At 52.1% G+C, this 24,946-nt stretch carries 26 protein-coding genes; 23 read left to right on the top strand and 3 right to left on the bottom strand.

Features of this window, described 5'->3' with window-relative positions:
- Nucleotides 1-32: 32 nt before the first annotated feature.
- Nucleotides 33-698: a nitroreductase gene (locus tag HNQ57_RS00325; protein ID WP_184460649.1), complete on the bottom strand. Its 666-nt coding sequence runs from the start codon at nucleotides 696-698 to the stop codon at nucleotides 33-35.
- Between the two features lie 179 nt (nucleotides 699-877).
- On the bottom strand, nucleotides 878-1,858 hold the full coding sequence (locus HNQ57_RS00320; RefSeq protein WP_184460648.1) for a malate dehydrogenase: 981 nt from the start codon (nucleotides 1,856-1,858) through the stop codon (nucleotides 878-880).
- 331 nt (nucleotides 1,859-2,189) lie between these two features.
- Here HNQ57_RS00320 and ttcA point away from each other — a divergent pair, with 331 nt between their 5' ends.
- From ttcA to HNQ57_RS00205, 23 genes are all read left to right on the top strand, one after another.
- Entirely contained in the window at nucleotides 2,190-3,083 is an 894-nt protein-coding gene (gene ttcA / locus HNQ57_RS00315) for a tRNA 2-thiocytidine(32) synthetase TtcA (protein WP_184460647.1), read from the top strand.
- Between the two features lie 229 nt (nucleotides 3,084-3,312).
- On the top strand, nucleotides 3,313-3,972 hold the full coding sequence (locus tag HNQ57_RS00310; protein WP_184460646.1) for a hypothetical protein: 660 nt from the start codon (nucleotides 3,313-3,315) through the stop codon (nucleotides 3,970-3,972).
- A 57-nt stretch (nucleotides 3,973-4,029) separates the two neighbouring features.
- The gene (locus HNQ57_RS00305) at nucleotides 4,030-5,031 is read left to right on the top strand and encodes a FliG C-terminal domain-containing protein (RefSeq protein ID WP_226968278.1); all 1,002 of its coding nucleotides are present in this window, start codon (nucleotides 4,030-4,032) and stop codon (nucleotides 5,029-5,031) included.
- A gap of 44 nt (nucleotides 5,032-5,075) precedes the next feature.
- The gene (locus HNQ57_RS00300) at nucleotides 5,076-5,432 is read left to right on the top strand and encodes an Hpt domain-containing protein (protein WP_184460644.1); all 357 of its coding nucleotides are present in this window, start codon (nucleotides 5,076-5,078) and stop codon (nucleotides 5,430-5,432) included.
- Nucleotides 5,433-5,599: 167 nt separating this feature from the next.
- Entirely contained in the window at nucleotides 5,600-6,556 is a 957-nt protein-coding gene (gene fliM, locus HNQ57_RS00295; RefSeq protein ID WP_184460643.1) for a flagellar motor switch protein FliM, read from the top strand.
- A 33-nt stretch (nucleotides 6,557-6,589) separates the two neighbouring features.
- Entirely contained in the window at nucleotides 6,590-7,021 is a 432-nt protein-coding gene (gene fliN / locus HNQ57_RS00290; RefSeq protein WP_184460642.1) for a flagellar motor switch protein FliN, read from the top strand.
- A 15-nt stretch (nucleotides 7,022-7,036) separates the two neighbouring features.
- Nucleotides 7,037-7,594 (top strand): hypothetical protein, encoded by a 558-nt coding sequence (locus HNQ57_RS00285; RefSeq protein WP_184460641.1) that lies wholly within the window; start codon nucleotides 7,037-7,039, stop codon nucleotides 7,592-7,594.
- A complete protein-coding gene (locus tag HNQ57_RS00280) occupies nucleotides 7,591-8,439 on the top strand; it encodes a MinD/ParA family protein (protein WP_184460640.1) in 849 nt (282 codons plus the stop codon). The genes HNQ57_RS00285 and HNQ57_RS00280 overlap by 4 nt, the downstream gene beginning before the upstream one ends.
- 79 nt (nucleotides 8,440-8,518) lie before the next feature.
- Nucleotides 8,519-8,896 carry a response regulator gene (locus HNQ57_RS00275; RefSeq protein WP_184461100.1) on the top strand — a complete coding sequence of 126 codons (378 nt, stop codon included), beginning with the start codon at nucleotides 8,519-8,521 and terminating at the stop codon, nucleotides 8,894-8,896.
- 123 nt (nucleotides 8,897-9,019) lie between these two features.
- Nucleotides 9,020-9,889 (top strand): Hpt domain-containing protein, encoded by an 870-nt coding sequence (locus HNQ57_RS00270; RefSeq protein ID WP_184460639.1) that lies wholly within the window; start codon nucleotides 9,020-9,022, stop codon nucleotides 9,887-9,889.
- A 158-nt stretch (nucleotides 9,890-10,047) separates the two neighbouring features.
- Nucleotides 10,048-10,677, top strand: coding sequence for a cytochrome c biogenesis heme-transporting ATPase CcmA (gene ccmA, locus HNQ57_RS00265; protein ID WP_184460638.1), 630 nt, complete (start codon nucleotides 10,048-10,050; stop codon nucleotides 10,675-10,677).
- Nucleotides 10,677-11,354, top strand: coding sequence for a heme exporter protein CcmB (gene ccmB / locus HNQ57_RS00260; protein ID WP_184460637.1), 678 nt, complete (start codon nucleotides 10,677-10,679; stop codon nucleotides 11,352-11,354). Before ccmA ends, ccmB begins: the two co-directional genes overlap by 1 nt.
- A gap of 87 nt (nucleotides 11,355-11,441) precedes the next feature.
- On the top strand, nucleotides 11,442-12,209 hold the full coding sequence (locus HNQ57_RS00255) for a heme ABC transporter permease (protein WP_184461099.1): 768 nt from the start codon (nucleotides 11,442-11,444) through the stop codon (nucleotides 12,207-12,209).
- Entirely contained in the window at nucleotides 12,199-12,399 is a 201-nt protein-coding gene (ccmD, locus tag HNQ57_RS00250) for a heme exporter protein CcmD (protein WP_184460636.1), read from the top strand. Before HNQ57_RS00255 ends, ccmD begins: the two co-directional genes overlap by 11 nt.
- A gap of 12 nt (nucleotides 12,400-12,411) precedes the next feature.
- Nucleotides 12,412-12,873: a cytochrome c maturation protein CcmE gene (ccmE, locus tag HNQ57_RS00245; RefSeq protein ID WP_184461098.1), complete on the top strand. Its 462-nt coding sequence runs from the start codon at nucleotides 12,412-12,414 to the stop codon at nucleotides 12,871-12,873.
- Nucleotides 12,870-14,846 (top strand): heme lyase CcmF/NrfE family subunit, encoded by a 1,977-nt coding sequence (locus tag HNQ57_RS00240; protein ID WP_184460635.1) that lies wholly within the window; start codon nucleotides 12,870-12,872, stop codon nucleotides 14,844-14,846. Before ccmE ends, HNQ57_RS00240 begins: the two co-directional genes overlap by 4 nt.
- On the top strand, nucleotides 14,833-15,396 hold the full coding sequence (locus HNQ57_RS00235; RefSeq protein ID WP_184460634.1) for a DsbE family thiol:disulfide interchange protein: 564 nt from the start codon (nucleotides 14,833-14,835) through the stop codon (nucleotides 15,394-15,396). Before HNQ57_RS00240 ends, HNQ57_RS00235 begins: the two co-directional genes overlap by 14 nt.
- Complete coding sequence (locus HNQ57_RS00230) at nucleotides 15,393-15,884, top strand: cytochrome c-type biogenesis protein (protein ID WP_184460633.1); 492 nt, start codon at nucleotides 15,393-15,395, stop codon at nucleotides 15,882-15,884. Before HNQ57_RS00235 ends, HNQ57_RS00230 begins: the two co-directional genes overlap by 4 nt.
- Nucleotides 15,881-17,098, top strand: coding sequence for a c-type cytochrome biogenesis protein CcmI (gene ccmI / locus HNQ57_RS00225; protein WP_184460632.1), 1,218 nt, complete (start codon nucleotides 15,881-15,883; stop codon nucleotides 17,096-17,098). Before HNQ57_RS00230 ends, ccmI begins: the two co-directional genes overlap by 4 nt.
- A gap of 145 nt (nucleotides 17,099-17,243) precedes the next feature.
- Complete coding sequence (smc, locus tag HNQ57_RS00220) at nucleotides 17,244-20,744, top strand: chromosome segregation protein SMC (protein WP_184460631.1); 3,501 nt, start codon at nucleotides 17,244-17,246, stop codon at nucleotides 20,742-20,744.
- Between the two features lie 144 nt (nucleotides 20,745-20,888).
- Nucleotides 20,889-21,830: a cell division protein ZipA gene (gene zipA / locus HNQ57_RS00215; RefSeq protein WP_184460630.1), complete on the top strand. Its 942-nt coding sequence runs from the start codon at nucleotides 20,889-20,891 to the stop codon at nucleotides 21,828-21,830.
- A 41-nt stretch (nucleotides 21,831-21,871) separates the two neighbouring features.
- Complete coding sequence (ligA, locus tag HNQ57_RS00210; RefSeq protein WP_184460629.1) at nucleotides 21,872-23,899, top strand: NAD-dependent DNA ligase LigA; 2,028 nt, start codon at nucleotides 21,872-21,874, stop codon at nucleotides 23,897-23,899.
- Nucleotides 23,896-24,501 (top strand): transglycosylase SLT domain-containing protein, encoded by a 606-nt coding sequence (locus tag HNQ57_RS00205; protein WP_184460628.1) that lies wholly within the window; start codon nucleotides 23,896-23,898, stop codon nucleotides 24,499-24,501. Before ligA ends, HNQ57_RS00205 begins: the two co-directional genes overlap by 4 nt.
- Nucleotides 24,502-24,505: 4 nt before the next feature.
- Here the strand turns inward: HNQ57_RS00205 and gloA are convergent, their stop codons facing one another.
- Nucleotides 24,506-24,946, bottom strand: coding sequence for a lactoylglutathione lyase (gloA, locus tag HNQ57_RS00200; protein ID WP_184460627.1), 441 nt, complete (start codon nucleotides 24,944-24,946; stop codon nucleotides 24,506-24,508).

Here is a 24,946-nt window from a genome sequence, read left to right as displayed (position 1 = left end):
CGTAGCCTGAACATGTACTGATGTCGTTACTTTTAGTCTATAAATTGCACGGTATCTGCAAGCGGTGCGCGATCCATGATCACCTTGTTTATCTGTGCGCCGACGTCTTCGTAACCAAAGGAAAGCCCGCAAATAATGCCATTGCCTTCTGGGATGTTGGCGATCTTTTTGACTTCATCTGGGTAAAAGGCGAGCGCACCCTGTGGGCAGCTAGCCAGTCCGTGTTCAACCAATACTAGCATGAGAGTTTGAAGGTAAATGCCGACATCAATCGCATTGACAGGCCCCATGCTGGTGGGCATGGAAATGAAGGCAACATGGGGTGCGCCAAAGAACTCCCAGTTTTTCATCATAAGTGCAAAGCGCTTGTCTTTTTCGTGACGTTCAATGCCCATGGTGCCGTAGTAGCCAAAAGCGCATTGGTATTGGCGGTCTTTATAGTCGCCGGTTAGGCCTTGGTCGCCAGGTGGAAAGGCAGGAGAGGGCGCTTTGCCCGCGCTCATTTCTGCAAAAATGGCTGTTTGTAAGTCGATTCTTGCTTGGCCAGAAACCACGACAATATGCCAGGGCTGGGTATTGCAGTTAGAGGGTGCCAAGCTTGCGGTAGTGAATATTTTCTCGAGTAGCTCGGGTGCGACCGGGTCTGGTTTAAAGCCGCGAATTGAACGGCGCGCCGAGATGGCATCTGAGACATTCATGGTGTGCATCCTGTGTTACCGAATAAAGTAATGTAAGTTTTCAGTGAAAACAAAAGAGTTAAGATAAGGTATTTTTAAACAGCTGTCACCGCTGTTTTTATTCTGTGTTTTGTGGTGCTGGTTTTTATTGGGGCACAAAAAAGGCGACCCGAAGGTCGCCTTTTATACTTGCTTAAGTCTTAAGGAAGCAAGTGTTTAACGCCGTCACGCTCTTCAGCGAGCTCTTGTTCAGAAGCTTGCATTTTTGCGCGGCTGAAGTCATTAACGTCAACGCCTTGAACAATCTCCCACTCGCCATCTTTGCAGCGGCAAGGGAATGAGTAGATCAGGCCTTCAGCAATGCCGTAGCTGCCGTCGCTGTATACACCCATAGAAACCCAGTCGTCGCCTTCGGTGCCCAGCGCCCAGCTGCGCACGTGGCCGATTGCGGCGTTAGCTGCAGATGCGGCAGAAGATGCGCCACGGGCTTTAATGATGGCTGCACCGCGCTGCTGTACAGTTGGGATGAAGTCGCCTTCGAGCCATGCTTGATCAACCAAGTCACTTGCAGTCTGGCCAGAAACCTTAGCGTTGAAAAGGTCTGGGTACTGAGTGGCAGAGTGGTTGCCCCAAATGGTCATATTGGTCACGTCGTTCACAGTTTTGCCGGTTTTGATGGCAATCTGGGTCATGGCGCGGTTGTGATCCAAACGCGTCATGGCAGTGAAGTTGCGTGGGTTGATCGACGGCGCATTGCGTTGAGCGATCAGCGCGTTGGTGTTAGCGGGGTTGCCGACAACCAATACTTTGATGTTTTTGCTGGCATTCTGGTCAATGGCCTTGCCTTGAACAGAGAAGATTGCCGCGTTAGCTTCGAGCAGGTCTTTACGCTCCATGCCTGGGCCACGTGGACGTGCGCCAACAAGTAGGGCGTAGTCGGCATCTTTAAAGCCGACATTTGGATCGTCGGTGCAAACTACGCCAGCCAATAATGGGAAGGCGCAATCTTCCAGTTCCATGCGCACGCCTTGCAAGGCGTCCATGGCTGGAGTGATGTCGAGCAAGTGTAAAATAACGGGCTGATCGTCGCCCAGCATAGCGCCAGAGGCGATGCGGAAAAGTAGAGCGTAGCCAATTTGGCCGGCTGCACCGGTAACGGTGACGCGAACTGGTTGTTTCATTGGGCGATTCCCTTTCTGAATGAGTGGCTGATTTGTGAGCGGGTGCGATCGGATGTGGATTACACAGTCCGACATGCACCCGTGCCGGGGTCTGGCCGTGTCCAATACACCTCGTGCCAGCAGATTTTGGCGGCCTAATGATAGTCATCTCAACCTCGGATTGCCAGTGCTGAGCCGTGAAGAGTGCTAAAAACGGCGGATTTTGCTTGATTTTAAGTGGTGAGCGGAGCCGTGCTGGTGGTTTCTTGGTCTTTCCATTGGCTACTTTGTAGCCGCATATCCATGGTTTCTATATAATGCGCAGCCCCAGCCTCGATTGATTTTAAGTGCTATGTCCAGTTTGCCAAAGCTAGAGTTCAATAAATTGCAAAAACGCCTGCGTCGCCATGCAGGGCAGGCGATTGAAGACTACAAAATGATCGAAGAGGGCGATCGCGTGATGGTGTGTCTGTCTGGCGGTAAAGACAGCTATACCATGCTGGATATCTTAATGAATTTACAAAAGAGCGCGCCGGTTAAGTTTGAGCTGATCGCGGTCAATATGGATCAAAAGCAGCCGTTCTACCCAGAGCATATTTTGCCTGAGTATCTTGATGGGCTGGGTATTGAGTATTACATCGTCAATAAAGATACCTATTCGATTGTGAAACAAAAGATTCCTGAGGGCAAAACTACCTGTGGGCTTTGCTCCCGTCTGCGCCGTGGTACTTTGTATGCCTTTGCGGAAGAGATCGGCGCGACCAAAATTGCACTGGGTCACCACAAAGACGATATTGTGCAAACCTTGTTTTTGAATATGTTCTACGGCTCGCGGCTGTCGGGTATGCCCCCCAAGCTACTGTCAGACGACAAACGCAATATTGTTATAAGGCCACTGGCATACTGCCGTGAGTCGGATATTGAAGCGTTCTCGCAGTACAAAGAATTCCCCATTATTCCCTGTAACCTCTGTGGCTCACAGGAGAATTTACAGCGCCAGAATATTCGTAAAATGCTGCTAGATTGGGAAAAGGCCGATGGCAGCCGCATCGAGAAAATTTTCTCGTCTATGCAAAACATTGCCCCATCACAAATGGCAGATACCGAATTATTCGATTTCGCCAATCTCACCATTGACCGCACGGGCGAACGCAAAGAATATGGTTTTGACTCCAGTCAAACCATCGATTCTGGTGGCGTGCCACTGTCATCAAGAAGTGACTATATCGAGATCACGCAGCTCTGAGGCCAGATGTCTAAGCCTGTCTTTTAGAATTTTTCATCACTTATGGGTCGCACTCCGGTGCTGGCCCGCTTTCTGCATTATTTCAGCATCGTGCGTTTGGCGTGGCGGGTTTTGCTTGTCAGTCATGCACGAGCGTCAATAATATGACGGATTTAGGCTGTCAATTGATCGGATGTACTGGCCTGTCAAATATTTGACGATGGCTTTGTGGGGTAAGGTGGAGTGCACTTTGTTTAAGAAGAGTTTAGCGGGCAACTTAATAGCGGCGATGCTCATTGCTCTGCTGGTTATTGGCGGCGGCGTGGTTGCGCAGGTGGTTTGGCCGCAGTTGCTCAGCACAGGGCAGCCTCAGTATGGTGCTCAAGATAGGCGTGCCGACGATGTTAGCCTGCGTGAAATTCAACTTCAGCGCCAGTCGCAGCAACTAATAGAACCCTTTGTGGCAGCGGTGGACTTTCGCGTTACCGTTAGTATAAATGATGTTAGGCCGGGTTCTAGGCAAGTCACGCTATTGATTAATCGCCCAGAAGTAGACAGCTCGTTAGCGCAACGTTTGCGAGAAATATTGTGGTCTGGCCTAGCGCTAAACGCAGTTCGGGATGACAAAGTTGTTGTTCAGTTTCATGCCTTCGCGCCAAGCCACTCTCAAGGTGGCGGTGTGGGTGATCAGGTGTTGGCGGCTTGGCGGGCAGTTGTAGGAGCGGCATTTGTCTCCGTGGGGCTGTTGGTTTTGTGGCTTTGGCGCCGCCAGCGTCGCCGTGACCTGCTGAAAGCGCAAGAAGTGAGTGATTATCAAAAGCAACTGCTGGCTTTGAAAACGATTGCCAAGCAGGAGCCAGGTCGGGTTGCTGGGGTATTAAGTGCTTGGCTAAATGATGACCGTCAATAATATGGTCTGGCAAGGGGGCGCAATGTCATCACTGTGTTCTGGGAGTTTTTTGTGTCTATGGTGAGTTCCGCAAGCGTAACTTTATCGAGTACCGAGCAGGCAGCGGCGCTGTTAATGTCATTAGAAAAGGCCGATGCGGCAGCGGTGATGCGCGCTATGGCGCCCCGTGACTTACATCGAGTGGCAGAGGCGATGACGATGATGTCTGCGCCAAACAATGCTGATTTCAAGGCTATTTTGCGTCGCTTCCATCTGGATGTCGTTGATTTTTCTGGGGTTAAACTTGGTGCTAGCGACGCAGTATCGAGTCTGCTTGAGGAGGCGCTAGGGCAAGATCGCGCTAAATTGATGAGTGATAGACTGGCGTTTCATGGTCAGGCAAAGCATATCGCAAAATTAAAATGGCTAGATGCCGCTACTATCGCAGGTATTATTCGGCGCGAGCACCCGCAGATCCAGGCGGTGGTCGTTGCCTGTCTTGAGCCTCGCTTAGCGAGTGAGGTGTTGCTTGCCTTTGACGAGGCAAAGCGCGTTGATGTTTTAGCGCGCTTATCGGCTCTTAAATCGCTAACTCCCGCTGCGTTGGAGGAGCTGGAGTGGCTGCTGGAGCAGTATTTTAGTGACCTCGGTCGTCCCGTTGGCAGGGTCTTGCAAGGTGACTCAATGGCCGCCAAATTGCTTAATGAAATGGATGTCGGGACGGAAAGTACACTGTTAAACGGACTGCGTTATGCCCAGCCGGAGAGTGCAGCCCGGGTAGAGGAACTTATGTTTGGCTTTGCTCAAATTGCTAATATGGCGCCGCGGGACTTGGCAATACTCCTTGCTCAGCTCGCCCCCGAAGTTTTGGCTCCGGCCTTGCGAGGTACCGGCGCAGAGCTGCGCAAGCAACTGCTTGGTAATCTGTCTGCGGATAAGTTAGCGGCGATTGCCGCACTAGGCTCGCGGTTTAGTCCAACAGAAATCGAATCAGCGCGCGCCGAGATAGTCAGCATTGCCAAACATATGGCGGCAGTGGGTGAAATAATACTTGATGCGCGTAAAATAGATGTGTTTTGAGGTTGTAGACGCAAAAATTAGTGCGCAACTGGGCAATAAAAAACATGGATGATGCAGATATGAATGCCTTGGATTTGAGTTTATTAGATGAGTTGCGCGAGTTTATGGACGCCGACGTTCATATTCTGATTAGTGAGTTTGAAGAGGATACCCGTGAGCGCTTAGTGCAAGTAGCGCAAGCGATTGAGGATCGCGACGCAGAAACACTGCGCCAGACCGCCCATAGTTTGAAAGGCGGCGCCGCCACACTGGGGGCGGTGGGTCTGTCGCAGCAGTTTCGCGGTTTAGAGCTGCGTGGTCGCGATGCGAGTTTTAGCGGTATAGAACAAGATTTTGGCAATACCCAGCGCAGTTTTGAGGAGGCCATGGTCTCGCTTAATAAATGGCTTGGCCAAGTTTAAGTGTTGGGCGAGCCGCTGGCGTGGTTGCTGGATGAATAGTGATTTGTCAATTTGTTGACAGTAGTGATTTTTCTAAGTGATTGATTCTATATAAAAAATAATTGGCTCACCCCTTGCATTCATTGGTGTTGATGATTCATTTGCAGCGCTGACGGTTGTGTTTCCATATGGTTAAAGACTTACTATCCCAGGCAGAGATCGATGCCTTGCTGGCTAATGTGCAGGCCCAAGGCGTTCGCGCAGAAAATAGTGAGGCGCCACCGCGATCTTTTGACTTGGCCAGCCGGCGGCAGCCGAAAAAGCGCCGATTGCCGGGCTTGGAGCAGCTTAATAAGCGATTTGCAGAGCGCTTTCGCGACAGTATTTCGGATGTTTTGGGCCAGGGAGTCGATGTTGTCGCCCTCGATCTGCAGTTTCTACCTTATAGCGAGTATTTGCATTCGCTCTATGTGCCGACCAGTTTAAACTTGATGCGTGTTCACCCGCTAAAGGGAGCCGCAATGTTGGTATTTGATGCGCGTTTAGTCTTTAGATTGGTTGACATATTTTTTGGCGGCAGTGGCGGCCAGGGAAGTGCCGACGGTCGTGATTTTAGTCCGGTTGAGCGCCGCGTGCTTGCACGCTTGGTGAAGCGTGCGCTCAGCGACTACCAGCAAGCGTGGGGTGTGTTCAAAGACGTTCAGTGCGAGGGGCTTGCCATGGAAGTAAATCCCGCCATGGCAGCCATTGCAGGGCAGTCCGAAACCGTGGTTTTGTGTCGGTTTCAAATTGAACTGGAGGGCGGCGGTGGCGGTGAATTTCATATTACACTGCCGCAATTGATGCTGGAGCCGGTGCGAGATCAACTAAGTAAAAAGGAAAGCGCTGATCAAGCGGTAGAAGACCCATATTGGCAAGCTGCTCTGCGTGATTCCTTGCTGGATTTACGCGTCGCCACCCGATGTACAATTGCGCAGCCGGTATTGAGTTTACGGGAAGTGGCCAGTATGAAAGTGGGCGATATTATTCCACTTGGAGCTGGGCAGCGCTCAGTATTAAAAGCCAGTGGTATTGAGATGGCCACGGCAAGTTTGGGTGTGGCGAATGGCCAGCTAGCCCTGAAAATTATTGATCGACGGGCCTAATTATAATGATAAACGTGCTTGGAGATATCGGTCATGGATAATCAAGATGAGCTGCGCCGCCAGCGTCGGGCGCTCAAAGAAGAAATTGAAGCCGCTGATCGCAGTGGTGCGGGCGCCCCGGGTAATGATCGAGCGCACGAGGGGTTTCAGGCGACTAGCGCGTTTCAACATGCTGGGGCTCGGCTCCAAGATCGCAAGCCCGCGGCACCTGACTTGGAAATGGTGCTCGATATTCCTGTGCGCATTACCCTTGAAGTGGGTGGTGCGGATATGCCAATCAGAGAGCTATTACAGTTGCATCAGGGTGCGATTGTTGAGTTGGACCGGCAAGCAGGTGAACCGCTCGATGTTTTGGTTAACGGTACCTTGGTTGCCAGAGGGGAGGTCGTGGTGGTAGAGGATAAGCTTGGCATACGATTGACTGAAGTTGTTAGCGCCGCTGAACGCCTACAGTCTCTGCGATGAAATCAGGAAGATTAGATGAAGCACCGCCTCATATTTTTAAGTAAAACCCCTAGCAAGCTCAGGGAAGTCGCCGACATGCTGAATCAGCCTCATTTGACCGGCTGGCGCTGGTGCGTGGTCAGTAAGCATACCGCCGATGTGCAGCGTATGGGGGTGCCAGTTGCCTCCGAGCTGCTGCTTAGCAATCTTTATGGTCGGGCCTGGCGCGGCGGTTTCTGGGGGTTTCTGCTCGGTTGTCTATTGGTGATGATCTTTGTTTCAGTATTTAATTTGGACGAGGGTTTGGCGCGCGCAATACTTTTTTATTCGCTACCGCTGAGCTTTTTGTGTTTCGGCGCGTGGGAAGGTGGTTTTGTTGGTTTGACCGAAAACAATCCAGACCTGGTGCATTTTCAGTCCTATGTCGATTCGGGTCGCCTTGTGCTTCTGGTTGATGTGAACAGCGTTGATCTGCGTTTGCTTAAAAAGATTATGGCGATGTGTAATGTAGAGCAAATAGGCGATTATTCTCGGCTTCTGCCTGGTATGCCTTGGCGTGAGCATAGTATCAGCGCTGCGCAGGTGAACGGGTGAGTTCCCGGCCGGTGCAGGTTATTGCCGTCAGCGGCGGCAAGGGCGGGGTGGGTAAAACCAATGTTGCTATTAATCTCAGTGTCGCGCTTGCTGAGGCGGGAAAGCGAGTGGTAATACTTGATGCCGACTTTGGTTTGGCGAATATCGACGTACTGTTGGGTTTGCGCAGCACTAAAACCATCGAGGATGTTCTCGATGGCAGCTGCTCATTGCAAGAGGTCATGTTAACGGGGCCGGCAGGCATTAAAATTATTCCCGCCTCATCCGGCACGCGACACTTAACCATGCTGTCTAGCCTTGAGCATGTGGGCTTGATCCGGGCGTTTAGTGAGATCGCTGAGCAGTTGGATGTCTTGATTGTTGACACGGCGGCGGGGATTTCCGATTCGGTGGTGAACTTTGTCAGCGCGGCCCACGAGGTCTTGTTAGTGGTCTGCAATGAGCCGAGCTCGATAACTGACGCTTACGCCATGATTAAATTATTAAATAGGGATTTTGGCCGCAGTCGATTTCGGATACTCGCCAATATGGTGGCAGACGAAGCGGAGGGCCGGCAGGTATTTGAGACCCTAAATAACGTGTGCCAGCAGTTTATTGAGGTCGCTTTGGTATACACGGGGGCTATTCCTTTTGATCAAAATTTACGTGATGCGGTGCGCCAGCGACATCCGGTGATATTGCATGCGCCTAGCAGCGTTTCAGCTAGGGCCTTGCGGGAAGTTAGTGAAAAGCTACAAATGTGGCCCTTGCCTAGCCGCATGGAGGGGCGCTTATTGTTTTTTATTGAACAATTAACGGCGGTGGACTCTCAGCGACGGGGTATTGAGGAGCGTCGCGATGGGTGACAATTCCTCGCCGAATCCCTTTGAGCACAACCAGGAGAGCAGTGATCCGGTGTCGTCGGTCTCGGGCCTGCGTAGCGAGATGCGTATTTTGGTTGTTGAGGATTTTTCGACCATGCGGCGGATAATCCGTAATCTCCTAGGCGACTTGGGGTATCGCTACATTAGTGAGGCAGACGACGGCTTAGCGGCACTGCCGATGTTGCATAATCAGCATTTTGATTTTGTTATTACCGATTTATTGATGCCGCATATGTCGGGTCTTGAGCTGTTGCGGGCTATTCGTGCCGATCGCCGACTTTGCCATATTCCAGTGTTAATGATTACCGCAGACGCGCACCGCGAGCAAATTATCGAGGCGGCTGAAGCTGGCGTGAATGGGTATATCGTCAAGCCGTTCACTGCGGCGATGCTGGAAAGTAAAATAACGCGCATTTTCGCCCGAGTTGACGGTGAATGACGCTATGTAGTGTGTAAGTTGTGGGAGTGTGAACGGTCCTACAGTAGCCAGAGAATAATTTGGTCATAATGAAAATGTGTGCTTACTTCGCTGGTCGAGCCGAGAGATTTAATTGGGTTATGCGTGAATAAAACTGAACACGAAGGGATTATGGCGATTTTTTTGGCGGAAGCTGAGGAAATTGTCCAGCGCTTATCTGAACAATTGACCGAGCTGCAATATGGCTACGACGGTCAGCGTATTCTCGACGATATTCATCGTGGTTTTCACACGTTGTACGGCGGTGCTGCGGTATTGGGCTTGGTTGAGTTAGTGGAGTGCGCGCAACTTTCTGAACGACTCATGGAACGCTTGCGCACGCGCCGTATGGCCTTGAACCCGGCTGCGGTGTCGCTGATTTTAAGCGCAGTGGAAACCATTCAGGTAATGCTTGCCCGACGCATAAATCATCAGCCACCGGAAGCGCTAAGCCGGGAGTTAAAGCAGCGCTTGGTGCAAGCCGCAAATGGCAACGATAAATCGGCGAATACCATCGTGTCACCGCAGGCGAATAGCGACCCCATGGGTTTGTTTTTCGACGGTCGCTTGGCGCCGCGCCAGCCGGATAGCCGTCTGAATCTGGATTCCGGTGGCATATTGCAATCGGTTGCGGCGGCTGAGATAACCGATGATGAATTTGAAAACATACTCGATAGCCTCTACGGCAAAGGGCGGGGCCCAACGTCGCGCAGAGTTGCTTCTCGACGCAATGAAGCTGCTGCGGGCAGTGCTACTGAAACAATGGTCAGGCCGCAGGCAGTCTTGGCTACTGAAGTAGCGGCAGACGACAGCGGCATAGGTCATTTGGTTCAAGAGTTGAGTTGGGTGCGCAATCGCTTAATCCGCTTTCAAGGCCTTGAGCAAAAAACAGAGCTTGATAAAGCACTGGCTTATCTCGACTTAGTCACACGGGATATGGAAGCCTGGTTGCAAAATCGGGCGAAGAGCCGGTAGCACTGCGCGGATTGCCAGCGTAAGTTTTGCGGCCAAGCAATAGATTTACGCGACGACAATCTTGTTTTGGCACTAAATTCCACTCTGCTTCGTATATACTTGCAGCGTTTTGACAAATGCTGAGGCCCGCGTGATGCTGGTCTGCTACGGGAGTGATTTTGGCACAAACAGGGCTGGAGGTAAGGCAACTCTACAGTGAGCGCGATGATCGCGTGCTGTTTGCTGAGCTGTGTTTTACGCTAAGTGCCGGTGACGTGCTGCAAATTGCCGGGCCCAATGGCAGTGGCAAGACCAGTCTGCTGCGAATTTTGGCCGGTTTATCCAGTCGCTACCAAGGCGATATTCTTTGGCATAATCACTCGTTGGAGCAGCAGCGCGCTGACTATCTCCAGCAATTGCTCTATATCGGTCATGGCGCCGGTATCAAGGCGGCATTAAGTCCATTGGAAAATTTGCGGTGGTCTTGCGCCTTGCGTGGTCTACCCGCAGACGACAATCCTATTCGCTCGGCGTTGGCTAAAGTAGGTTTGCGGGGTTTTGAAGAGCAAGCCTGTTACAGTTTGTCTGCAGGGCAGCAGCGCCGCGTTAATCTCGCTAGATTATTTTGTATTCCGGCCCAGCTGTGGATTTTAGACGAACCCTTTACCGCTATTGATCAACGCGGTGTGGCTGAAATTGAGCAGTGGATCAGTGATTTTGCCAATACCGGTGGCGCGATCTTGTTAACCACGCATCATCGACTCATGATTAACCGCCCCCTCCGCATTATTGAATTGGGGGAGCGTTAATGGCTTTAGTTAGCTTGGCTTTGGCTGTATTGCGTAGGGATTTGCTCGCCGCTGCGCGTCGGGGCAGTGAATGGTCAAATCCCCTGGTTTTTTTTGTGATGGTATGCGCGCTGTTTCCACTCGGGATCGGGCCCGAACCCCAGCGATTGGCGGAATTGGCGCCTGGAATACTGTGGGTGGTGGCCTTATTAGCCTCGTTACTCGCCAGCGATACGGTGTTTCGCAGTGATTACGACGACGCTACCCTCGAACAAATGCTGCTTAGCCACCAAGCCTTATACCCGCAAGTGATCGCCAAAACCTTGGCGCACTGGTTGTTAAGTGGTTTGCCCCTTAGCCTACTCTCGCCCTTATTAGGTGTGTTGCTGCATTTACCTGCGGCGGGGATGTTGGCTTTGATGGCGAGCTTGGCGCTCGGTAGCGCTGTCTTAAGCTTTATTGGTGCTATCGGCGCGGCGTTAACCGTAGGCTTGCGAAAGGGCGGCTTATTGTTGTCACTGATCATCTTACCCCTGTATATTCCCGTGCTGATCTTTGGCAGTAGTGCTGTTAAAACGGCGGTCGACGGCGGCCCATTTCTACCGCAATTAGCGATGCTGGGCGTGTTTTTTCTGATTGCCTTGGCGCTGGCGCCGCTGGCGATAGCGGGCGCTTTGCGAATTAGTGTGGATCAGTAGTGGCGCAGGGTATCTGGTATACTCCGACGCGGTATTTATGTGCCTGAGCGGCATCAGGCTTTAGTAAAAGAGAGAAGAGTTTTGTCAATTTGGACTACGTTTCATAAATGGGGCTCGCCGCGCTGGTTTTATCAGTTCAGTGGCCGTTTGCTGCCATGGCTGGGGGGCTTGTCCCTACTGCTGCTCATTGGTGGCGCGGTGTGGGGTTTGGCACTGGTGCCGCCCGATTATAAACAAGGCAATAGTTTTCGTATTATTTATGTGCATGTGCCCGCGTCGGCGGTGGCCATGGGCGCTTATATGATGATGGCAATTGCCGGTGCAATTCATTTGATTTGGCGAATGAAGTTGGCGGCGATGGTAATGAAAGCGATTGCGCCGATCGGTGCCTCGCTTACTTTTCTTGCGCTGTTGACCGGCGCCGTGTGGGGTAAGCCAACCTGGGGTACTTGGTGGGTATGGGATGCTCGGATCACTTCGGTGTTAATTTTGTTCTTTTTGTATCTTGGTGTTATCGCCCTGCATCAAGCCTTTGAAAATCGCGAAGCAGCGGCCAAGGCCTGTGCGGTGCTGGTGATCGTGGGCGCAGTCAATATTCCCATTATTTATTGGTCTGTAGAATGGTGGTATAGCCTTCATCAGCCAGCCAGTATACGTTTTATTGGTGAGTCTTCTATTCATCCCACCATGCTGCGACCCTTGATGGCGACCATGTCGGGCATGTATTTGTTTTTCGCTTGGGCAATGTTGTTGTTTACTCGTACCGAAATTCTCGATCGCGAGCGCAATACCCGCTGGGTTCAAGACATCGTCTGCAGTGGTGATAAGAAGCCGGAGAGTAGAAGTGTACTTTGATTCGATTGGCGAGTTGCTCGCAATGGACGGCCACGGCCCTTATGTGTGGTTCTGCTACGGTATAACAGCACTGGTATTGTGCGTTATTTTATTTGAAGCCCGTCGTCGCCGTCTTGGTGCTGAACAGCGGGTGCGTGGGGTGGTTCGCCGCAAGCAAGCAAGCGCTAATAAAGCGAAAGGCAAAGAGTAACGAATTATGGCTATGCATCCCCAGCGCAAACAGCGCCTAATGATTGTTGTTTTTATTTTATGTGTGGCGGCCTTGGCCGCTGGCTTGTTGGGCTACGCCTTAAAGGAAAATATTAATTTATTTTATCCCCCCGCCGAAATTGTGTCGGGTAAAGCGCCAGTCGGTAAAGCGATTCGCGCCGGTGGAATGGTGCAAGAGGGCAGCGTGCAGCGCGCTACAGACAGTTTAAAAATACGCTTTGTGGTGACTGATTACAGCGCGGTTGTCACCGTTGAGTACGAAGGTATTTTGCCGGATTTGTTTGCGGAAGGAGAGGGCGTGGTCGTTTCGGGTAAGCTCGCCGAGGACGGTGTTTTTTACGCGAGCGAGGTGTTGGCAAAACACGACGAAACCTATATGCCTCCGGAAGTTAGTGATGCCTTAACTAAATCAGCCGCCAAGCGCGCTGAGCTAGAAGAGAAGGGTTCCCTGTGATTGTAGAACTTGGCCACTTCGCCTTAATTCTTGGTTTTTGCTTCGCCTTAGTCCTAGCGGTTTTGCCCTTGTGGGGTGTGCAGCGTGGCGACCAAATGGCGATGGCCGCGGCGCGCTATTTGAGTTTTGCACAATTTTTATTTACCACTATTGCCACTGCTTGTCTTGTCTATGCATTTATGACCGACGATTTTTCTGTCGATATTGTGGCGGCACAGTCCAACTCACTGCTCCCCAATGCGTATAAATTCAGCGCTATGTGGGGCGGCCATGAAGGCTCCCTCTTGCTATGGTTAGAAATATTGACTTTGTGGACGGTCGCCGTTGCCATTTTTTCTCGGCAATTGCCCCGCGATATTCTCGCCCGGGTACTGGCCGTCATGGGCATGATCGCCGTTGGCTTTTTTAGTTTTTCGCTGTTTACCTCAAATCCCTTTGCGCGGCATTTGCTAAACGTGCCAAGCGATGGTCAGGACTTAAACCCGCTATTGCAAGATCCCGGCATGGTGATTCATCCACCGATGCTCTATATCGGTTACGTTGGATTTTCAGTGGCCTTCGCCTTCGCCATCGCCGCGCTGCTGAGTGGTCGCATGGACGCCAGTTGGGCGCGTTGGTCTCGCCCCTGGACTAATACAGCGTGGCTGTTTTTAACTGTCGGCATTGCGTTGGGTAGTTGGTGGGCCTACTACGAGCTGGGCTGGGGCGGTTGGTGGTTTTGGGACCCGGTAGAAAACGCGTCATTTATGCCGTGGTTGGTTGGCACCGCGTTAATCCACTCCTTAGCGGTAACGGAGAAGCGTGGTGTTTTTAAAAGCTGGACTTTATTACTGGCGATATTTGCGTTCTCGCTGAGCTTGCTGGGTACATTTTTGGTGCGCTCCGGGGTTCTCACCTCGGTGCACGCCTTTGCAGCGGACCCAACCCGCGGCATGTTTATATTGGCATTTTTGTTTTTGGTAGTAGGTGGCTCCTTGACCTTGTACGCCTTTAAAGCACCGGCAGCAAAGACTGCGCCGAGCTTTGGCTGGCTGTCGCGAGAAGCGCTGTTGCTGGCCAATAATATTGTGCTGGTAGTTGCCGCCATGACGGTGCTTCTTGGCACCTTGTTTCCGCTTATTATGGATTTTGCCGGCTTGGGCAAGTACTCCGTGGGGCCGCCGTATTTTAATGCGATTTTTGTTCCGCTAATGTGTTTATTGGCCCTGCTTGTTGGTATTGGGCCTTCTTCGCAGTGGAAGCGCACGGGCGCTCAGCGCTGGTGGCGCGCACTACTCGGTGCGTTTATTGCCAGTGTCGCTATTGGGTTAATCCTCCCGAATGCCTTCGCTGATGAATTCCAGTTTGGCGCAACCGTCGGTGTGTTACTAGCAGCATGGATAGTGCTCAGCAGTGCGGTAAATTTACGCAGTAAAACCCGCAATGCAGCATCGCTGCTCTCGGGGCTGCGCCGGTTGACGCCGTCGTATTATGGCATGTTGCTCGCGCATCTCGGTTTTGCTGCCAGCGTGCTTGGCGTGGCGATGGTGACAAGTTTTAATGATGAACGCGATATTCGGATGGAAGTCGGCGATCGCATGAATGACGTGTCTGGCTACGAGGTTCGTTTTGACGGCGTGCAATCGATCACCGGCCCAAATTACCAAGGCCAGCGCGGTAGCTTTACGCTGTGGGAGGCGGGCGACTTTGTTGCCGATCTACATCCAGAGAAGCGTCGCTACCATGCGCGCAGCGGCCAGGTGATGACTGAGGCTGCTATCGACGCCAGTTTACTGCGTGATGTTTATATCGCGCTGGGCGAGCCGGTGGGTGAAAATGCTTGGGCGGTGCGTATTCACGTAAAACCTTTTATCCGTTTTATTTGGCTGGGCGCGATCTTGATGGCGCTAGGGGCCTTGTTGGCAATTTGTGATAAGCGCTACCGAAGCGCTTCACCGCGCGTTCAAAAAGGGGTAAATCATGCAAAGGCTTAAACTCTTTATTCCCCTGCTGGTATTTGTTGCGCTAGCAGCAATGTTTTTTGGCGTTGAGCGCCGCGTGCAACGCGGTGAATACGCACCGACCGATTTGCCGTCGGCACTCGTAAATCGACCGCTTCCCGCGTTTTCCCTACCTGCGTTGGACGACGGCCGAACACTCACCAACAGCGATATTCAAGGTGAGTGGTTTTTACTGAATGTGTGGGCGACGTGGTGCCCTACTTGTCACTATGAGCACCCATTCCTCGTTGCGCTCGCCGATCAGGGCGTCAAAATTGTCAGTGTCGATTACAAAGATAATGCCAAGGCGGCGCAGCGTTGGCTGGCAGAGAAGGGTAACCCTTATGTGGCGACGCTCTTTGATGAGGCCGGTGACTTTGGTTTGGATCTCGGTGTTACGGGCGCGCCAGAAACTTATTTGGTAGACGCTGCGGGCATCGTTCGCTTTCGCTATCAGGGGGCGCTAGATCAAGCTATATGGGGTCGCGAATTTGCCCCGCTTATTGCGGGCTTGGCCGCGCCGTCGGCGGAGCTTAGTCAATGAGGCGCTTACTCCTGGCAGGCTGGCTCATTTTGCTGAGCTTTAGTGCGCATGGGGTCATTGAAACTTATCAATTTGACACCGATGTGCAGCGCGCTCGTTACCACCACTTCATTGAAGAATTGCGCTGTCCAAAATGCCAGAACCAAAATTTATCGGGCTCAGACTCGGCAATTTCAAAAGACTTACGTCGTCAGATTCACCAGATGATTATGGACGATAAATCTGACATTGAAATCACCCAGTATATGGTGGCACGTTACGGTGATTTTATTCTTTACCGGCCTCAGTTTAATGCCGCTACGGCAGTTTTATGGTTGACGCCACTCGCTTTGTTGTTGCTTGGCTTGCTTGTGTGGTGGCGTATGGCGGCCACACGGGCTAAGCCTAAATTATTAAGTGATCAAGCGCTGTCGGTAACGGAGCAGCAGCAGTTAAAGGATTTGCTCGACGAGGAAAACTCGGCGAGCAAAGATGGGGGCAATAAGTGATCGCGCTGTATTTAGGAATTGCATTACTACTGGCTATTGCCGTTTTTTTTGTGCTGCTGGCGGTTCGTCGCCATGCGCCTGCAGATGCCGATAATCAATTGCATCGCAGTGCCCAGCGTGGCTTTTATCGCCAGCGCCAAACGGAATTAGCCGCTGACCGCGATGCCGGTTTGATCGAAGACAATCAGTACCAAGAACTTGTTCGTGAACTGGATCGGCAGTTAGTGGCGGAGTCCGCTACCGAGGAACCCAGCAAACAGCGCGTGGGGCAGCGTTCATTGATCGTAATATTGGCCATGGCACTGCCGCTGCTGGCGGTACTGCTTTATGGTCAGTTAGGTTATCACTTAGATTTGCAGTTGCGGAGCTTGCAGCGTGAGATTGTTGAGCATGGTATCGATGAAGTGCGGTGGCAGCGCTATCAAGACCTTGTTGCCGATATATTGGCGCGTCGCCCAGAGAGTGGCGAACATTTGGTGATGATGGCGACCTTGTTTCGTCAGCAAGGCGATTTTGCCGGAGCACTGCCTTACTATCAGCGGCTTGAGGCCTTGTATCCGAATGATGCCGATGTATTGGCGCAGTTGGCGCAGGCGCGTTATTTGCTTAATGGTCGTCAAGTAGACGAGCAAACCCAAGCCTTGCTCAATCGAGCATTCGCCATTAATCCTCAGCAGGCAACGGCATTGGGGGTCTTGGGTATTGACGCATTCGCGGCTGGGCGCTATAGCGAGGCATTAACGTATTGGCAGAGCTTGTTGCAGGTATTGCCGCCAAACTCTGCTGAAGCGGGGGTGATCGCCGGTGGCATTGCCGAGTCCAAACGTCTCGCGATGGCCGCTGGTGATTTACAGGGGCTGGCGGTGACGGTTGCGGTGAACGCAGACTTGGGGCCGACACCTGCTGGGGTGTTGTTTGTGGTCGCTAAGAGTGCAGATGGCTCGCCAATGCCGGTGGCGGCAATGCGCTTGCCGCTTTCCGCTGCATCAGACCAAAAATGGCCGGTAACGGTGTATTTGACCGACAGTGATGTTATTCGCCAAGGTAAGGTATTGGCCGATTTTCCTGAGTTAGTGGTGTCCGCCCACATCAGTTTGGCGGGCACCGCCATTCGGCGCGCTGGCGACTGGCTTGCTGAACCGGTAAACCTTGGTGCCGACACGGAGGCGAGCTCGATCGCCCTGACCATCAACGCAATACAGGCCGCTAAGTAGAAATTCCCGCAAAGTCGGAATTTCTACTGTTAGTCCTCGCTATCACCGCTATAATCGCGCTTTGCGCAAATTTATTCCGCGTTTGCCCCGAAAACGATAAAAAACTCAGCGGCAGACAAGGGCTTCATATTTTGGTTATTGGTTTATGCGTCTAAAAAGTATTAAGTTGGCTGGGTTTAAATCCTTTGTAGATCCCACAACTGTTCATTTTCCGACTAATTTGTCGGCAGTTGTCGGCCCGAATGGCTGTGGCAAATCAAATATCATCGACGCGGTGCGCTGGGTGATGGGCGAAAGTTCGGCTAAAAACCTCCGTGGCGAGTCCATGACGGACGTTATCTTTAATGGCTCAGTCAATCGCAAACCGGTAGGTCAAGCTACTATCGAGTTGGTTTTTGATAATACCGATAAAAAGTTGGGCGGCGAGTACGCGGCGTACAATGAAATTGCCATTCGCCGTAAAGTCACCCGCGAAGGGCTGTCTGAGTATTATTTGAACGGCAGTAAATGCCGTCGCCGTGATATTACCGATATCTTCTTAGGGACGGGTTTGGGCCCGCGCAGCTACGCCATTATTGAACAGGGTATGATTTCGCGGCTTATTGAGTCTAAGCCGGAAGAGTTGCGGGTGTTTATTGAAGAAGCCGCGGGTATTTCCAAATACAAAGAGCGCCGCCGTGAAACCGAAAGCCGCATGCGCCGCACCCAAGAAAACCTCGAACGTCTTACTGACCTGCGCGATGAACTAGAGCGCCAGCTGCAGCATTTACAGCGTCAGGCGGCCTCAGCAGAAAAATACACCGAGTTCAAAAAAGAGGAGCGTCTACTTAAGGCCCAGGTTCAGGTTTTGCAGTGGAAGGCCCTTGATGAACAAGCCAGCCTCAAAGAAAAAGACATAAATCAACTCGAGCTCGACCGCGAAGCGATTGTAACTGAGCAAGTTGGCTTAAATACCGGTATTGAGCAGGCGCGGGATCAGCACAGTCAGTTAAACGACACCTTTAACGAGGTTCAGGGCCGGTTTTACAGCATCGGCGCTGAAATCGCTCGGGCCGAGCAAGCGATTCAGCATCAGCAAGAACGCCGTCGCCAGCTCGATACAGATTTGCAGCAGGTCGCTGGCAACGTTGCCGAAACCACTCGACATCTCAACAGCGACAAAGAAAAAATTGCGCTTTGGGAAGAGGAAATAGCTGAAATAGAGCCTGAGCTAGAGCTTACCGAAGCGAGCGAAGAAGGCGCTAGCGAGGCGCTGGCAGCCGCAGAGGAGGCCATGCAGTCTTGGCAGCAGCGTTGGGATGAGTTTAACCACGCAGCGGCCGGGCCACGTCAGCGCGCGGAGGTTGAACAGTCGCGTATTCAGCACCTTGAATTGAGTCTGCAGCGCATACAGGAGCGGGTTGAAAAACTTGACCACGAGCGCAAAGGGTTGAGTCTTGCCGATGTTGACGAGGACATCGAGCTATTGCGGCAGGAAGTTGCCGAGGGTGAGCTGGAAGAAATGGCGGCCCAGGAGCACCACGCCGCGCTGTTGCCGCAAATCAGTGAATGCCGTGAGCGCATAAAACAGGCGAATGATGAGTTAGATCGCTGCCGTAGCGATTTGCAGGGAATGCGCGGTCGTATGGCCTCGCTGGAAGCTCTGCAGCAGGCGGCATTGGGGCAGGGCGACAAGGCGACCAGTCAATGGTTGGCCAGTCACGGGCTCGATAAGCAAGCTCGGCTCGCCGAACAGTTACACGTTGACGAGCGGTGGCAGCAGGCGGTCGAAACCGTATTGGCCGACCAGTTGCAGGCATTGTGTGTTGATTCTCTTGATGGCGTTGCCGATTTATTGGCGGGATTCGCCGAAGGCAGTATGGCCTTTGTTGAACCGCAAAAAGCCGCGCAGGCTAGCTCTGGTGCCTCACTCGCCGATAAAGTCAGTGGCAATGCGGCGCTGTCAGGTATTTTGGCTACGGTTAAACTCGCCGACGACCTTGGTTCGGCGCTGGCGATGCGGGGTAATTTAGCGGCTCACGAGTCGGTGATCACCCCCGAGGGCTTGTGGCTGGGGGCTAATTGGTTGCGGGTTAGTCGCGGCAACACTGCTCAAGGCGGGGTTCTGCAGCGCCAGCAAGATCTCCAAGACTTGCGCGAAGGTATAGCCAGCAGCGAAGCCCGTATCGAGGCCATTGTTGCGGCGCTGGATACGGATCGTGAATTATTAAAAACGCAGGAGCAAGACCGCGAGAACTTCAACCGCGATGTACAGCAGTTTAATCGCAAATTAAGTGAACTCAGAGCTAAGTTAAGTGCCCAGCAGGCTAAAGTAGAGCAGCTGAGTGCTCGGCGCTTGCAGTTAGAAAATGACGGCAAGGAACTGCGTAATCAATTCGCGATGGAGCAGGAGTCGGTTGCCGAGGCGCGGATGACGCTTCAAGAAGCGATTGAGGCGATGGAGCAAGACTCTGGTAAGCGTGAAGCCCTATTGGGAGAACGCGATAATAACCGCACCGTATTGGATGCTGCTCGTCAAACGGCGCGGCAATCCAAGGATCATTCCCATCAGTTGGCGATGCGTCACCAATCCCTGCGTACTCAACGTGACTCAGTGTTGCAGAACATTGGCCGCACCGAAGAACAGCTGGCGCAATTGCAGGAGCGCCGCGAGCAATTAGCGTTGATCTTAGAAGACAACGATGCGCCCATAGATGATTTAAAAATTGAGTTGGAATCCCGCTTAGAGCAGCGTCTTGCTGTCGAAGAAGAATTGGCGCAAGCGCGCAGAGCCTTAGAAGTTGTCGATCATCAGCTGCGTGAAAATGAGCAAAAGCGCCATGGTATTGAGCAGCGTTTGCAAACTGTGCGCAGTCGCTTAGAGCAGGCGCGGGTCGATAATCAAGGTCTGCAAGTGCGCCGCAAAGGCTTGCAAGATCAGTTGCAGGAAGCGCAATTTGATTTGCAGTCGGTACTCGACAGCTTGCCAGAGAACGCTAACGAGGCTGAGTGGTTGGAGTCGCTGGAACAGGTCGGTAGGCGTATTGCCCGCTTGGGGCCAATCAACCTCGCGGCGATAGAAGAGTATAAGCAGCAGTCGGAGCGTAAAAACTACCTCGATGCGCAAAACGCGGATTTGGAGCAGGCGTTGGAAACCTTGGAGGCGGCTATTCGCCGTATCGACAAAGAAACCCGCAATCGTTTTAAAGAAACCTTCGACCGCGTTAATGCCGGCTTGCAAGATCTATTTCCCAAGGTTTTTGGCGGCGGTAGTGCCTCGCTGGAAATGACGGGAGATGATCTGCTCAATACCGGTATTTCGATCATGGCGCGGCCACCGGGGAAGCGTAATAGCACCATTCATTTGCTTTCAGGTGGTGAAAAAGCACTGACGGCAATCGCGCTCGTATTTTCGATTTTCCGCTTAAATCCTGCACCGTTTTGTATGCTAGACGAAGTTGATGCGCCATTAGATGACGCCAACGTCGGCCGCTATTCGCGGATGGTGAAAGAGATGTCCTCGGAAGTGCAGTTTATTTATATTAGCCACAATAAAATTGCCATGGAAATGGCGCATCAACTCATGGGCGTGACCATGCATGAGCCGGGCGTTTCGCGCTTGGTTTCAGTTGATTTGGAAAAAGCAGCGGAAATGGCAGCAATGTAAGATAAGCTTGGATGCGTTATTGCCGCGCAAATTGCGAAAACATGGAAATTTAGCAAAACGCGTGGAACAATAGCGACAGAATTTTATCCAAGGCCACAGTGAATTATTGGGGATGCGGTCGTAATGGCCAAAAAGGGCTAGATAATGGACCTCAGTGTCAGAGATTGGTTAATTATAATTGGCTCACTGCTCGCGCTGGCAGTGCTGCTAGATGGCTATCGGCGGATGCACAAAGACCGCAGTGATACCATACGCTTAACGCCAAAAGCGCGCAGTGAAGTGGATGACGGTTTGGTCAACCCGGAACTGCCCGGCGGCTCAGCACGCGTTATCGCCGTTCGTGAACAGCCAAGCTTGCATGTAAAACGGGCGCCGACTAGCGCAGCGGCACCGCGTAAAGAGCCGCCTTTAAATGTTGCTGCAGATGACGACGATGATATTTTATTTCGCGATCCTGCCGAGGAATACGCGAGGAAAGTTGTCGACGACAGCGACGATCTTCACGATGTTGATGCGGGTTGGAGTGGCGAGTTAGGTGACGACGAAGAATTAGTCCAGCCCGAGCGCAGCGAAACTAAGCCGCTGGCGGCGACTGCTGAGCGTCGCCCAGAGAAAGAGGGCAGCTCATTAAAGTCGGCGCAGGCAACGCCGTCGGCGCATCAAGAGCTGATCGTGCTCAATGTCATGTCACCGACGGGCAAGCCCTTTAAGGGCAATGATCTATTGCAGATTTTGATGGCCTGCGATGTTCGCTACGGCAAAATGAATATTTTTCACCGCTATGAAAATGCCGACGGCAGCGGTCAAATTCAATTTAGCGTGGCAAATTTGGTTGAGCCTGGCAATTTTGATCTAGACGAAATTGACGAATTCAGCACCCCAGGTGTGGTCTTTTTCATGCATCTTCCCGGCCCAGCAGATAGCATGAAAGCCTATGAGGCGATGGTGGAAACTGCCCGCTGTCTGGTAAAAAATCTAGAAGGGGAGCTGCGCGATCAGACCCACAGTGTCGCGACCAAGCAGACTCTCGAACATTATAAACAGCGAATTCGCGATTTTGAGCGCCGTCAGCTTACCCTTATGTAAGGGTGGCTGATGCGCAGTCTACTATAACAACGGCGTCATGAATGGCTGAACCTTCCCTACGCGAGCGGCTAGAAACGCTTCGTGAACAACTTCATAGCTATAGCTACCACTATTACGTTCTCAATGAGTCGAGTATTCCAGATGCGGAGTACGACCGCTTATTTTTAGAGCTGCAAGAAATAGAAGCCGTGCATCCAGAGTGGCATAGCCCAGACTCCCCAAGTCAGCGAGTTGGCGCGGCGCCGTTAGCAGCGTTTAGTCAGGTGCGTCACGAAACGCCCATGCTCTCCCTTGATAATGTTTTCTCTGAGCAAGAGCTTTTAGATTTTGATCAGCGGATTAAGTCTCGCTTAAACGACAGCGCTGAACTCAGCTATGCCTGTGAACCAAAGCTAGATGGTATCGCCGCGAGTTTGTTGTATGTTGACGGTGTTTTAGTCAGGGGCGCTACCCGTGGCGATGGCCGAGTGGGGGAAGATATTACCCAAAACGTCAAAACAATCGCCTCTATCCCCTTGAAGTTAAGGGGCAGCGGTTGGCCAGATGAATTGGAGGTGCGGGGTGAAATTTATATGCCCCGGTCTGGCTTTGCGCGGATAAATGACCTGGCCCGCAATAGCGATGGTAAAGTATTTGTTAATCCGCGCAACGCGGCTGCTGGGAGTTTGCGGCAATTAGACAGTAGGATTACGGCAACTAGGCCCCTGGAAATGAGTTGCTATGGCATTGCTCAAGGCGACGACGGGGCCTGGTTTCACAGTCACAGTGAGGGGCTGACGCGACTTCGCGATTGGGGGTTTTTGGTAAGCCCAGAGTTGCGGGTTGTGGACTCTATCGAAGGCTGTCTTGAATATTACCAAGATCTTCTCGCACGTCGAGATAGCTTGGCCTATGACATTGATGGCATTGTTTTTAAAGTTGATTCCTTGGCGCTTCAAGACAAACTGGGCTTTGTGTCGCGGGCGCCACGCTGGGCTATTGCGCATAAATTTCCAGCTCAAGAAGAAATCACCCAACTTCGGGATGTTGAGTTTCAAGTTGGGCGCACTGGTGCAGTAACGCCGGTTGCAAAATTAGAGCCGGTGTTTGTGGGCGGGGTCACTGTCAGCAATGCGTCTTTGCATAATTTCGATGAGGTCGCGCGCCTCAATGTCATGATCGGCGACTATGTGGTGGTGCGCCGCGCCGGTGATGTAATTCCCCAAATTGTGCAGGTGGTAACGGAGCGCCGCCCCACTGAGGCGCGCGTTATTGTCGCGCCAGTGCATTGTCCAGTCTGCGCCAGCGCGCTAGAGCGGGCACCCGGTGAGGCGGTCTTACGCTGCACTGGGGGCTTGGTGTGCGGCGCACAGCGCAAGGAGGCAATTAAACATTTCGCCAGCCGCAAGGCTATGGATATTGAGGGTTTGGGCGATAAGCTCGTCGAGCAATTAGTTGACGCTGGCTTGATCGAAACGGTGGCGGATTTATTTGTGCTCAAGCTTGATGCGCTCGCGGGGCTTGACCGTATGGGGCAAAAGTCTGCGGAAAATGTACTGGCTGCCCTAGAAAAATCCCGTGCTACTACCTTGCCGCGGTTTTTGTACTCGCTCGGCATTCGTGAAGTGGGTGAGGCTACCGCGCTGAACTTGGCAAATCACTTTGGTGAATTACCGGCGTTAATTGCTGCGAGCGAAGAAGAGTTACTTAGCGTTGCCGATGTCGGCCCAATAGTGGCGAGCCATATCCACGCTTTTCTCAGCAGCGACTATAATCGAGAGGTCATCAATTTATTGCTGGAGCGGGGTGTTAATTGGCCAGCGCCGCGGCAGGTGGGTGGTGCACAGCCCTTGGCGGGTCAGACTTGGGTGCTCACTGGTAATCTAGAGTCGATGACACGTGGTGACGCAAAAGAAAAATTACAGGCATTGGGCGCGAAAGTCGCGGGCAGTGTGTCAGCAAAAACCGATTGTGTTGCCGCAGGTGCTAGCGCCGGTTCAAAGTTAGCAAAAGCCGAAGCGCTAGGGGTAAAAGTGATTAACGAACAGGAATTACTGCAGTTTTTTACTGAACATGGCAGTAGTGTATGAGGGGTTTTTGGCTAGTAATACTGTTACTGACTGTGGGTGGTTGCACCACGTCGCCGCCGCGAAATCCCGGTGATATTTGCTCGATTTTTCGAGAGAAAGACGATTGGTACGGCGATGCGAAATCGGCGTCTAAAAAGTGGAATTCCCCCATTCCTATTATGATGTCGATTATGTATCAAGAGTCGGCCTTTGTGGCCAAGGCCAAGCCACCCAAAAAGTACTGGTTGGGTTTTATTCCCGCGGGTCGCATGTCTGATGCCTATGGCTACGCGCAGGCTAAAGACTCAACTTGGGCGTGGTATGTTGATAAATCCGGGAATTGGGGTGCAGATCGCGACGATTTTGCCGACGCTATCGATTTTATCGGCTGGTATAATAATGTCAGTAATCGCATGGTGGGTATCAGTCCCACCGATACCTACAGTCTCTATATGGCCTATCACGAGGGACACGGCGGTTTTAAGCGCCGCAGCTATAATAGCAAACCCTGGCTGAAGCGGGTTGCGAGCAAAGTCACTTCCCGCTCCCAGACCTACACAGCGCAATTGGCTCGCTGTGAAAAAGATCTCAAGAGCGGTGGCTGGTTTTTTGGGATCTTTTAAGCGATCACCATTCACCGGAGTTGGCTAGCGACAGCCACGGCTCCTGAGGTGGTAGTGCGTCGCCGCGCTGCAGTAATTCAATGGAGATATTGTCCGGCGAGCGCACAAAAGCCATGTGTCCATCTCTTGGCGGGCGGTTAATGGTGACGCCGCCGTCCTGCAGGGTCTTACAACTTTCGTAGATATTGTCGACTAGAAAAGCGAGGTGGCCGAAATTGCGGCCACCTTGATAATCCTCTGGGTCCCAGTTATAAGTAAGCTCAATGGTCGGCGCTTGCGTTTTCTGTGCCATTTCAAAATCCTCAGCTGCGGCGAGAAATATCAGGCTGAAGCGGCCTTTTTCATTGTCGTAGCGACGAACTTCTTTGAGGCCGAGTAGCTCACAATAAAAATGCAATGATGCGTCGAGATTTTTCACCCGAATCATTGTGTGTAAAAATTTCAT

This window comes from Zhongshania antarctica (assembly GCF_014202945.1).
Classification (GTDB): domain Bacteria; phylum Pseudomonadota; class Gammaproteobacteria; order Pseudomonadales; family Spongiibacteraceae; genus Spongiibacter; species Spongiibacter antarcticus.
The sequence above is the reverse complement of the archived record's forward strand: the minus strand, read 5'-3'. Positions and strand labels throughout refer to the sequence as shown.